Here is an 11,263-nt window from a genome sequence, read left to right as displayed (position 1 = left end):
TGTGACGAAGCGACCAGTGCGTTGGATCCAGCAACCACGCGTTCGATTCTTGAACTGTTAAAAGATATTAACCGCCGTCTGGGATTAACGATTCTGTTAATTACCCATGAAATGGATGTAGTGAAGCGTATTTGCGATCAGGTTGCAGTTATTAGCGACGGTAAATTGATTGAACAAGACAGCGTTAGTGCTATGTTCTCTCACCCTAAAACGCCGCTGGCTCAACAATTTATTCAGTCAACGCTGCATCTGGACATTCCGGATGATTACTCTGAGCGCCTGAGCCCTGAACAAAAAGAGAATACCCATCCATTATTACGTCTGGAGTTTACCGGTCAATCGGTGGATGCACCTTTGCTCTCAGAAGTCGCTCGTCGCTACAACATCAATAACAATATTATCAGTGCCCAGATGGATTATGCCGGTGGCGTTAAATTTGGTGTCATGCTGACTGAGATTCACGGTACGCCGGAAGAGGCCGCAGCCGCAATCCAGTTTCTTCAAGATCACCATGTAAAAGTTGAGGTGTTAGGTTATGTCTGAGGCAATGATGTGGATGATGGGTAAAGCCACTTGGGAAACCATCGTCATGACTTTTACATCTGGTTTTTTTGGCTTTGTCATTGGGCTTCCGGCCGGTGTGCTACTCTATATCACCAGACCGGGGCAGATTCTTGAGAATCCAACGCTTCATCGTGGACTATCAGCGGTAATCAACGTGTTTCGCTCCATTCCGTTTATTATTCTGATCGTCTGGATTATTCCGTTTACTACCCTTGTTGTCGGAACCTTTATCGGCTTAAAAGCCGCACTGGTTCCACTGAGTATCGGGGCCGCTCCGTTTATTGCCCGTATGGTGGAAAATACCCTGTTGGAAATTCCTAGCGGCTTGGTAGAAGCCGCACGTGCAATGGGCGCAACCCCACTACAAATTATCCGTAAAGTTTTGCTTCCTGAAGCATTACCCGGATTAATTAACAGTGCCACTATTACACTTATTACCCTGCTGGGATATTCAGCCATGGGTGGAGCCGTGGGGGCCGGAGGCTTAGGTCAACTAGGCTATCAATATGGTTATGTCAGATATGATGCAACCGTGATGAATACTGTTCTTATTCTGTTAGTTATATTGGTTTATATCATCCAATTCTGTGGTGACCGTCTTGTCAAAGCCGTTAGTCATAAATAATGGTACTGACAAAAAGTAAATTGTGCTGCTTGCAGCGTATTGATAATAGAGAGAAATAATATGCTATTTAAGTTTAAAACCTTTGCCGCTGTTGGTGCTCTTATTGGATCTCTCGCGCTGGCGGGATGCGGGCAAGAAGAAAAGAACCCTAATCACATCAAAGTTGGCGTTATTGTTGGTGCGGAACTAAAGGTTGCCGAAGTCGCTAAACAAGTGGCAAAAGACAAATATGGTCTGGAAGTAGAACTGGTGTCATTTAATGACTATGTGCTACCAAACGAAGCGTTAAGCAAAGGTGATATTGACCTGAACGCTTTCCAACATAAGCCATATTTAGATCAGCAAATGAAAGAGCGTGGCTATAAATTATCAGTTGTCGGTACAACGTTTGTTTATCCGATTGCAGCTTACTCTAAGAAGATTAAATCTATCGATGAACTTCAGGATGGCGCACAAATCGCAGTACCAAATGATCCAACCAACCTTGGTCGTTCTCTGCTGCTATTGCAAAAGCAGGGTCTGATTAAACTGAAAGAGGGTGTTGGCCTAATGCCGACCGTACTGGACGTGGTTGATAATCCAAAACATCTGAAAATCATTGAGCTGGAAGCACCACAATTACCACGCTCTCTGGATGACAATCAGGTAACGCTGGCTATTATCAATACCGCTTACTCCAGCCAAATTGGCTTAACACCAACCAAAGACGGCATCTTCGTTGAAGATAAAGAATCTCCTTACGTGAACATCATCGTTTCTCGTGAAGATAATAAAGACTCTGAAAACGTGAAGAAGTTTGTTAAGGCTTTCCAGTCTGACGAAGTATTTAACGCAGCAGATAAAGAGTTTAAAGGCGGCGCAATTAAGGGTTGGTAATCCTTCCCTAACGGTAGAAGCCAAAACAGACCGCACAAATGCGGTCTGTTTTATTTTCAACGGTTCAAAAAATTAGGTTGCGCTATCAACACACTTAGTTCTCTGATGATGATCCCCTATCCGTTTTAGCCCTTCAATAGCCAACTCCAGATAGCGCCTTGGACATCCCAGATTCAGTCTCACAAATCCTTTTCCTTGAGGGCCAAACCCCTCCCCCATTGATGGCGCGATATGTGCAATTTGCGTCATATAGCGTTTCAACTCACTGTCATCAACTCCCAAGCTGCGGCAATCAAGCCAGGCCAGATAGGTTCCTTGTGCGGGTTGAAGCCGTGCCCAAGGAATCTGTTGTTGAATTTGCTCAGCAAACCACGCTCTGTTTTTTGCCAGATACTCCAGTAGCTGATCCAGCCATGATGCCCCATATTGATAGGCGGCCGTCGCCGCAGTAAGCGACAAAGCATTAAATACATCTAACCCGTGAGCATTTAACCGTTGATTAAAACGTTCACGCAACGTGTTATCCGGTAAGATAAAGTTAGAAATACGCAAAGAAGAAAGTCCAAATGTTTTACTGGCAGAGCAGGCAACAATCAAACGTGAATGCCAGTGTTTATCTAAATGTAATACTGAAGTAAAACGCTCGCCCGGCAGCAGTAAATCCGCCCATATTTCATCAGAAAGTACTTTCACGTTATGACGTTCGCATAGCATGAGCAAGTCAGATAGCTCTTCTTTTGACCAACACCTTCCGCTGGGGTTATGCGGATTACATAAAATAAACAGCGCAGGTTTTTCCTGACTAAAAAGTTGCTCAAGATGCAGATAATCCATGCAATAGCCCAATGCTTCATCATGAATTAATGGATTCTCCAGCAAACGTCTTTCATTAAGGGTTATGATTTTTGCAAAAGAACCATAATAAGGCCCCTGAACCACAACCCCATCCCCGGGTTTACTGAGCATTTGAACCAACAATGATAAACCGGGAATAACCCCCTCTACACTGCATATCCATTCCTGCTGCAAATTGAGCTGATGCCGTTGACTAAACCAGTTCACTACTGATGAATAATAGTGTTCATCTCGCTCGCTATAGCCAAAAACACCGTGGGTAACGCGCTGTTGTAATGCAGAAACCACCGGAGGAGGACAGGCAAAGTCATAGTCAGACACCCACATCGGCAATAACTTTTTTTCTGGCATATCAAGATAGCGCTCGATGAAATCCCATTTCACCGATCCTGTCTGATGACGATCGATAATTTGGTCGAAATTAACGGTCATTGCGTGAACTCCTCATTACCAGAGAGTGTTTCCACGGCAGGCTCTGTCGATGGTGTTACTTTAGCAATCCCAAATCCGGTGAAGCCATAAATTAATGCAAAGAAGATAGCGGCATAACACTGAATAGCCCAAGGTAATAATTCTAACGTACTGACACCAAGGGTACTTGCCATATAAACGCCGGCTGCAGTCCATGGAATAAGCGGTTCAATGACGGTCCCCGCATCTTCGATGGTTCTGGCGAGGTTTTTTGTATCCAAGCCCATACGTAAATAAGCGCCTTTAAACAATTCCGCCGGAATCAATAACGCTAATTTCCCGTCGCTGGTCGCTCCGGTAACCAAAATCGTAGTACCAATAGTGGCAGCGATTAACTGTCCGGTAGAGTGAACAATGGTGAGCAGGCGATTGATAATGACTTCAAGCGCTCCCGTTAAAGACAAAATACCGGCAAAAGAGAAAGCACAAAACACCAGCAGGATGGTGCTCATCATCGAGAAAAGACCACCACGATTGAGTAAGCGGGGAACATCAGCCATGATTCCATCGGTTGTTACCCCCTGAGCATTAAACATTGAGAGATGAAAACCATCCATAAATGCATCTAAACCCTGCCTAATATTCAGTCCTTGCAAAGCAACCCCAAGTACAATCGCTAATAGACAGGCGGACAACATTAGTGGTATCACCGGTTTCTTGGCAATCGCTCCCCACAGGACAAGCGCTGGAGGCAAAAGCAATACCACATTGAAGTGATATAAAGATTCAAGAGCCGTTATAATTTCAATGACTCGGGCCGGAGTCGCAACCTCACCCATCAAACCACTGTGGCCTGCAATCAGATAAACTACACCGGCCAGCAAAAAGCTGGGAATAGTGGTGTACATTAAATGTCTGATGTGAACATAAAGGGTTGTATCAGAAACGATAGCTGCAAAATTGGTAGAGTCTGATAACGGTGAAATCTTATCGCCAAAATAAGCACCCGATACAACAGCCCCTGCGGCTGCAGCGATAGGCACATCAAGACCGCTGGCAACCCCCATCAAAGCTACACCCACCGTACCCGCAGAGCCCCAGGATGTTCCCGTACAAACAGAAATAAGGCTGGTTATCAGAAAAGCGGCGATCAGAATATATTGAGGATTGATGAGTTTTAATCCCCAATAAACCATATAAGGGATAGTACCGCTAAACATCCAGGTACCAATAAGGCCTCCCACGCAAATCAGAATCATCATAACCGGCATAGCTTTCGCCAGTTTATTGACAATAGCGTGGATCATTTCATCCCAGTTATAACCTTGCCAATAGGCTAATACTGCAGTCACTGCGGCGGAACATAACAGCAGAGGCTCTATGCGTAATCCCATAACACCATAGCCAACTATTAATAAAGTCAACATGGCGATGATCGGCAGGAGCGAGCTCCCAAAGGAGAGCATTCTTTTATCATGCATGGTAAAGCTCCAAAAATAGGAAGAGTTGACACAGTATAATCGTTAGCCATCCTCCTAAACGTGAACCGTCATAGCCTCCCATGTAATCGGTTACATGAGATAATAAAATGAGATTTACTTCACAGATGGAGCCCTTGACGATGGATCTTTTCGCCACACAGAATCTCGAATAATGAGTTCTGCTTCAAAACGATTCGCTCTGGGCAGAGGCGTTTGTTGGTTAAAAAGCTGAATAGCCAGACCTGCGGCTCGCCACGCCATTCGCTCTATTGGGTAATGCATGGTAGTTAGTGCCGGGTATAGATAGCGAGCCAAGACAACATCATCAAACCCGATTAAAGAGAGATTTTGTGGTAACTTGATCTGTCGTTGATGCAGCGCACGCATCATGCCTGCCGCCATCACGTCGTTAAAGGTAAATGCTGCTGTAAACGGAATACCACTCTCCAGCAATCGCTGTGCCGCTCTTTCTCCGCCTTCCTCATTGAAAGGAACGCTGATGACCCACTCTTTAGCATATTGAATGCCATATTCAGCCAGTGCTGCTTGGTACCCGGTCAATCGCTGTTGACGATCGGCGATTGGCAGATCAGATGTGACACAGGCAATATACCGGTGCCCTTGTTCTAATAAGTAACGCACCGCCTGAGTTGCACCTTTTTCGTTATCCAGCCAGACGCAGCGATGGGCTAATGACGGAATATGGCGATTGATGATCACCATTGAGGGAGAGTGGGCCGCATAACGAATCAATTCTTGATCTGACAAACGCGTACTATGTACCACTATAGCTTCGCATCCTTGGTTAATAAGGAAATCGAGCCCAGATTTTTCTAACTCAGCCTGATGGCCACCGCTGCATACCATCAGGCGAAATTCGTTTTGACGAGCAATCTCTTCAACGCCTCGCGCCAAACGGGCGAAAAAGGGGTCCGCAAGATTACCTGTGATTAACCCCAGCATATTACCGCTTCGTTTAGCCAAAGCTAAAGCCGCTGCATTGCGGTGATAATTTAACTCACGCATCGCCTTCTCAACCCGTTCCCGGGTAACTGGTTCTACGTAAGTGGTTTGATTTATCACTCTGGAGACGGTGGCCGTCGAGACCCCCGCAAGTTTTGCTACATCTTTAATTGTTGCCATGAAGCCAGCACCTTCAACGGACACATTGACATACGTGCTATTATTACTGGCTCAAGGTTAATCTGCCGCATTGTTTTTTACTGATTTACCATTATTATTCTCCATGAAATCGGGTACTCTCCGAATCAACACACTTTATCAAGGATACAGAATGCGAATCCTCACGCTTTGCCTGTTTGCGCTTTTTCTGGGCGGCTGTGCCCAATCTGGACCTTCAGCGCCAGAATTAGAACCAGTAAAACTTTATAAAACTGAAGCTGAACTTTCTGGAGCCTCATTTAAAGAGATGGGATTAGTTTCGGGAGATTCATGTCAGTTTACTGCTCAGGACAGCCCGCCAAGTATTACTTCTGCGATGCTGAGCATGCAGAAAAGAGCGGCTTACAAAGAAGCCAATGCGGTGTTATTACATCACTGTGAGATGATGTCTTCAGCCCCGGGTTGCTATCAGGTTGCGGTTTGTGAAGGCACTGCACTGCATATCAATTTTTAAATGACCGCACTGCATATCGAGCCTATAGGCGTTATTCGTTCGCCTTACAAAGAAAAATTTGCCGTTCCCCGTCAGCCAGGGTTAGTGCAGGATGGGGGGGGCGAATTATTATTGCTGCCGCCCTACAATCAGGCAGAAGCAGTACGTGGATTAGAGCAATTCAGTCATATTTGGCTATTGTTCATCTTTCATCAAACTCAGGATGGCGGCTGGCGACCAACGGTGCGTCCTCCTCGTTTAGGCGGAAATACCCGGATGGGGGTTTTTGCTACTCGTTCTACGTTTCGCCCCAATCCTATCGGGATGTCACTGATTGAACTAAAAGGCATACGTCAGGAAGGTGCAGATATTATTCTGCAACTTGGCAGCTTGGATTTGGTTGACGGAACCCCCATTGTCGATATCAAACCCTATTTGCCTTTTGCTGAGAGTGTTCCCGATGCTCAGGCTGGGTTTGCCCAGTTAGCACCTGATGCCAACATGCCCGTCAGTTTTTCTGCTGAGGCAGAACATGTTCTGCAAAAAGAGAGCCGAGATCTGCCCTATCTGCGCCGCTTTATAACTCAAGTGTTAGCTCAGGATCCTCGCCCTGCCTATCGAAAAAACGAACAGCAAGCCAGAGAATTTGCCGTACACTTAATGGTGTTTAACGTTCGCTGGCGAGTGGAAAATGGGCAAGCGACCGTTATTGCCATCGATAAACGCTAGAAATTCCTGTTCCTCTCTTTTGAGAGATGATAGTCACTGATACACTAAGTCACTTTTTTATTTATCAGGCTTATTCTGCGTTTGCTTTGTCAGACTCTGCTTCACTGATAAGCAACGCTGAGAAATTGCCATTATCTGAAGATTAAATGGAAGCACTACAACATGCGTACTAGTCAATATTTGCTCTCTACTCTAAAAGAGACACCTGCTGACGCGGAAGTCATTAGCCATCAGCTAATGCTCCGCGCCGGGATGATCCGTAAACTGGCTTCTGGTCTTTATATCTGGTTGCCTACCGGTCTGCGCGTTCTGAGAAAAGTTGAAACCATCATTCGTGAAGAGATGAACAACGCCGGTGCCATTGAGATCTCTATGCCGGTTGTTCAACCCGCCGACTTATGGCAAGAGAGTGGTCGCTGGGAGCAATATGGTCCGGAACTGTTACGTCTTGTCGACAGGGGCGATCGTCCATTTGTGTTAGGACCAACCCACGAAGAAGTCATCACCGACTTGGTGCGTAATGAAATCAGTTCCTATAAGCAATTACCGCTGAATTTTTTCCAGATTCAAACTAAATTCCGTGATGAAGTTCGTCCACGCTTTGGTGTGATGCGTTCCCGGGAATTTATTATGAAAGACGCGTATTCATTCCATACCACTCAAGAATCTTTGCAATTGACGTATGACAAGATGTACGAAGCCTACAGTAAGAGCTTTAGCCGTATGGGGCTGGATTTCCGTCCCGTGCTGGCTGATACCGGCTCTATTGGCGGTAGTTCTTCTCATGAGTTTCAGGTACTGGCGGGTAGCGGCGAAGATGATGTCGTTTTCTCCACTGATTCAGACTACGCCGCCAATATGGAACTGGCGGAAGCCCTCGCGCCATCAGCAGGACGCGCAGCACCGGCAGAAGAGCTGCGTCTGGTAGAGACACCTAATGCTAAAACCATTAATGAGTTGGTCGAACAGTTTAATTTACCGATCGAGAAAACGGTCAAAACTCTGCTGGTTCATGCTGCAGAAGAGAGTGGTCATAAACTAATCGCGCTGTTAGTTCGTGGCGATCATGAACTGAACGAAGTGAAAGCACAAAACCAGCCGCTGGTTGCCAGTCCGCTGACATTTGCTTCAGAAGAAGAGATTCGCGCGGCTATTAGCGCTGGTCCTGGTTCTTTAGGCCCGATCAAAATGCCAGTACCGATGATCGTTGATCGTTCTGTCGCAGTCATGAGCGATTTTGGCGCAGGTGCCAATATCGACCATAAACACTACTTTGGTATTAACTGGGAGCGGGATCTGCCTCTGCCTGCTACGGTAGCCGATATCCGTAACGTAGTGATTGGTGACCCGAGCCCAGACGGCAAAGGGACTTTACTGATCAAACGCGGTATCGAAGTGGGCCATATCTTCCAGCTTGGCACTAAATATTCTGAAGCCATGAAAGCGACAGTTCAGGGTGAAGATGGGCGTAATCTGACCATGACTATGGGCTGTTATGGTATCGGAGTAACTCGTGTCGTGTCTGCCTCTATAGAGCAGAATCATGACGAACGCGGTATTATCTGGCCTGATGCTATTGCACCGTTCTCTGTAGTTATTGTGCCAATGAACATGCATAAATCTTTCCGCGTTCAAGAAGTGGCAGAACAACTGTATGCAACGCTGCGAGCCAAAGGTGTTGATGTACTGCTGGATGATCGTAAAGAGCGTCCAGGCGTGATGTTTGCCGATATGGAACTGATTGGTGTGCCGCACACCGTGGTTATCGGCGATCGTAATCTGGACAATAACGAAGTTGAATATAAACATCGTCGTGCTGCTGATAAGCAAATGATTAACAGTGATGAAATTGTGTCATTCCTGCTGTCACAGATACAACCGGCTTAATCAACATCGGTTATTCAAAACATCCCGCTACGGCGGGATGTTTGATTATCAGTAATCCACTTTTCCACGCAGGTTTTTTGTTTCACCCCGACGAACTTTACTCTCCAGCCGTTTACGTTTAGCATTTTTGCTCGGCGTGGTTGCTCTGCGCGCTTTTTGGAATCGCGTGGCTTCCTGAATCAATGCGGTTAACCGGGCTAATGCAGCTTCACGATTTTGTTCCTGACTGCGGTACTCTTGCGCCTTAATAATCACCACACCTTCACTGGTTACTAGGTGACTATGCAAGGCCAGCAAACGCTGTTTATAAAACTCCGGCAAACTGGAAGCATGAATATCAAATTTCAGATGAATCGCGGTTGAAGTTTTATTTACATGCTGCCCACCCGCACCCTGCGCTCGGATTGCCGTCAAGACCATCTCATCATCAGGGATCGTTACGCCAGCCGAAATAACCAAACCCATTAGTTATTCACCCAGTGTTTTCCATGTATCAAACGTTAGCTCAACATTATTCTGATTGTCTGACAGCCAGATAGCTCCATCCTGAATGGTCGCCTGTAATTGCATATTACGAGCACACATTGAAGTCAGCTGTTTTAGTTGACCATCATCCAGAAAACGCACCAATAAATTACTGTGGGAAGCCAGCTTACTTTGATTCTGCTGCCACCATACTTTTGCCGCTCGTTCACTGTATGCATACAGCACAACCTGCTCTGACTGATGGCAGGCTTTTCTTAATCTTTTTTCTTCCGGTAGCCCCAACTCAATCCATAGAACAATACCGTTATGATCGTTATGCAACCAGATTTCTGGCTCATCATCTGCGCATAATCCTTTAGTAAAGGATAAACGCTCGTTCGCATGACATATCCAGGCCAGCAGCCGTAACATCATTCTTTGCTCAGTTTCCGACGGATGCTGTGCCAGTGTTAACACTGTGTCGGAATAAACCTGACGATCCATGTCCGCAATATTAACGGTCGCTTTGTAGATAGTTGCTTTTAATGCCATGAAGAAATGCCAGTGTAAATAAATTGAATGGCCGCTAGTGTAACCAATTCGCTAAGGGAACACATCGTTAATCCAATCGATAGAGAGTATCCACAAGTCCAAATAGCCGTTAACCTTTCTGTTTTTCTTAAAACATCACCATGTTAGCCAAATAACGACATCATCTCTTTTGTCAGCGAGTCTTGACAAATTTATTCACTAAACCACCAGCAAGTAGCTGATATAAAGAATCACAACTATGCTATAGTCAGCATCATAATTAATGATCAGCAAGCTCTGATATTGATTTAGCGTTATATAATAGCGCCTGTAACACAAAGATTAGCTGCAAAGGAGGAAGGATTATGCAGAAATACAGCGAACCCGTTCGTCGTAAATATGCGCAAATAGCCAGCGGCGATCTTGGATACGTATCTGATGCGTTAGGATGTGTATTAAAAACATTAGACGATATAGCAGCTGATGAAACGCTATCGTCTGCCGTTAGGGAACAAGCGGCTTATGCTGCCGCTAATTTACTGGTGAGTGATTATGGTGATGACTAAAAAAGAATACCAACCCATAAACTGTGATGACTATGATAATTTAGAGCTCGCCTGTCAGCACCATTTAGTCCTCGAGATTAAGTTAGAAGATGGTGAGAAATTGGAGGCGAAAGCCTGCGATTTATTATTGCGCAAAAAGGTTGAGTATCTGATTGTTGAAGTCGATGGTCAGCAAAGAGAGCTGAGACTCGATTACATTGTTTATTTTAGCCATCCTACAATTGGTAAAATAGAGATCAGTCTAGCAGACTGATTCATTAAAAACGGGCGGTGTTATCACTGCCCGTTTAATTCTCACCTGAATATCAACTACTTCTCGCCTAAACTGGCGTAATAAGCTGCCAAGTCGGCAATATCCTGATCGGAAAGACTGCGTACATATCCAACCATGACCACCGCCATACCTCCGGTTCTCTCCCCGTTCTTATAAGCATTCAATGCATTGCTCAGATAAACTTCATTTTGCCCGGCGAGGTTCGGATAGGTTGGGATTGAAATTTTGCCATCAGCACCATGACAACTGGCACATCTTGTCGATTTAGTTTTACCTGCCGCAACATCACCGCCAGCCTGTACAGAGAAACTCAGCAGTAATGCACTAGATAGTAACAATAACGTCTTTTTCATTATATTCGCCTCTGTAAACTACATTGATTAT

General features: G+C 45.5%; 14 protein-coding genes (1 of these 14 cut by a window edge). 8 read left to right on the top strand and 6 right to left on the bottom strand.

The window, feature by feature from the left end; genetic code table 11:
* The 3 genes in view from metN to HYN51_RS03440 are tightly spaced (at most 60 nt apart) and all read left to right on the top strand, a layout consistent with a single transcriptional unit that may run on beyond the window.
* On the top strand, positions 1-543 hold the 3' portion of the coding sequence (gene metN / locus HYN51_RS03450; protein WP_108901565.1) for a methionine ABC transporter ATP-binding protein MetN. 489 nt of this gene lie to the left of the window's left edge; only the last 543 of its 1,032 coding nucleotides appear in the window; the start codon falls outside the window, past its left edge; its stop codon occupies positions 541-543.
* Entirely contained in the window at positions 536-1,189 is a 654-nt protein-coding gene (locus HYN51_RS03445; RefSeq protein ID WP_108901564.1) for a methionine ABC transporter permease MetI, read from the top strand. The genes metN and HYN51_RS03445 overlap by 8 nt, the downstream gene beginning before the upstream one ends.
* Before the next feature lie 60 nt (positions 1,190-1,249).
* A complete protein-coding gene (locus tag HYN51_RS03440; protein ID WP_108901563.1) occupies positions 1,250-2,065 on the top strand; it encodes a MetQ/NlpA family lipoprotein in 816 nt (271 codons plus the stop codon).
* 72 nt (positions 2,066-2,137) lie between these two features.
* Here HYN51_RS03440 and HYN51_RS03435 read toward each other — a convergent pair whose 3' ends face one another.
* The 3 genes from HYN51_RS03435 to HYN51_RS03425 form a co-directional block, all read right to left on the bottom strand.
* Positions 2,138-3,352, bottom strand: coding sequence for a MalY/PatB family protein (locus HYN51_RS03435; RefSeq protein WP_108901562.1), 1,215 nt, complete (start codon positions 3,350-3,352; stop codon positions 2,138-2,140).
* Positions 3,349-4,812, bottom strand: coding sequence for a Na+/H+ antiporter NhaC (nhaC, locus tag HYN51_RS03430; RefSeq protein WP_108901561.1), 1,464 nt, complete (start codon positions 4,810-4,812; stop codon positions 3,349-3,351). The genes HYN51_RS03435 and nhaC overlap by 4 nt, the downstream gene beginning before the upstream one ends.
* Positions 4,813-4,926: 114 nt before the next feature.
* A complete protein-coding gene (locus HYN51_RS03425) occupies positions 4,927-5,955 on the bottom strand; it encodes a LacI family DNA-binding transcriptional regulator (protein ID WP_108901560.1) in 1,029 nt (342 codons plus the stop codon).
* Positions 5,956-6,106: 151 nt separating this feature from the next.
* Here HYN51_RS03425 and rcsF point away from each other — a divergent pair, with 151 nt between their 5' ends.
* From rcsF to proS, 3 genes are all read left to right on the top strand, one after another.
* Positions 6,107-6,448 (top strand): Rcs stress response system protein RcsF, encoded by a 342-nt coding sequence (rcsF, locus tag HYN51_RS03420; RefSeq protein WP_108901559.1) that lies wholly within the window; start codon positions 6,107-6,109, stop codon positions 6,446-6,448.
* The gene (tsaA, locus tag HYN51_RS03415) at positions 6,449-7,156 is read left to right on the top strand and encodes a tRNA (N6-threonylcarbamoyladenosine(37)-N6)-methyltransferase TrmO (protein ID WP_108901558.1); all 708 of its coding nucleotides are present in this window, start codon (positions 6,449-6,451) and stop codon (positions 7,154-7,156) included.
* 162 nt (positions 7,157-7,318) lie between these two features.
* Positions 7,319-9,043, top strand: a complete 1,725-nt coding sequence (gene proS / locus HYN51_RS03410) for a proline--tRNA ligase (protein ID WP_108901557.1) — start codon at positions 7,319-7,321, stop codon at positions 9,041-9,043.
* 48 nt (positions 9,044-9,091) lie between these two features.
* On the opposite strand, the gene arfB is transcribed toward proS, so the two are convergent.
* A complete protein-coding gene (gene arfB, locus HYN51_RS03405; RefSeq protein WP_108901556.1) occupies positions 9,092-9,508 on the bottom strand; it encodes an alternative ribosome rescue aminoacyl-tRNA hydrolase ArfB in 417 nt (138 codons plus the stop codon).
* Between the two features lie 3 nt (positions 9,509-9,511).
* Positions 9,512-10,060 carry a YaeQ family protein gene (locus HYN51_RS03400; RefSeq protein ID WP_108901555.1) on the bottom strand — a complete coding sequence of 183 codons (549 nt, stop codon included), beginning with the start codon at positions 10,058-10,060 and terminating at the stop codon, positions 9,512-9,514.
* A 344-nt stretch (positions 10,061-10,404) separates the two neighbouring features.
* On the opposite strand from HYN51_RS03400, the gene HYN51_RS03395 reads away from it, so the two are divergent.
* Together HYN51_RS03395 and rof are read left to right on the top strand one after the other, a co-directional pair.
* A complete protein-coding gene (locus HYN51_RS03395; RefSeq protein ID WP_108901554.1) occupies positions 10,405-10,605 on the top strand; it encodes a YaeP family protein in 201 nt (66 codons plus the stop codon).
* Entirely contained in the window at positions 10,592-10,858 is a 267-nt protein-coding gene (gene rof / locus HYN51_RS03390) for a Rho-binding antiterminator (protein WP_230514010.1), read from the top strand. The genes HYN51_RS03395 and rof overlap by 14 nt, the downstream gene beginning before the upstream one ends.
* Positions 10,859-10,914: 56 nt before the next feature.
* On the opposite strand, the gene HYN51_RS03385 is transcribed toward rof, so the two are convergent.
* Entirely contained in the window at positions 10,915-11,232 is a 318-nt protein-coding gene (locus tag HYN51_RS03385; RefSeq protein ID WP_108901553.1) for a c-type cytochrome, read from the bottom strand.
* Positions 11,233-11,263: the final 31 nt, after the last annotated feature.

It is taken from the genome of Limnobaculum parvum, from assembly GCF_003096015.2.
Classification (GTDB): Bacteria; Pseudomonadota; Gammaproteobacteria; order Enterobacterales; family Enterobacteriaceae; genus Limnobaculum; species Limnobaculum parvum.
This window is presented reverse-complemented; position numbering and strand designations above follow the sequence as displayed.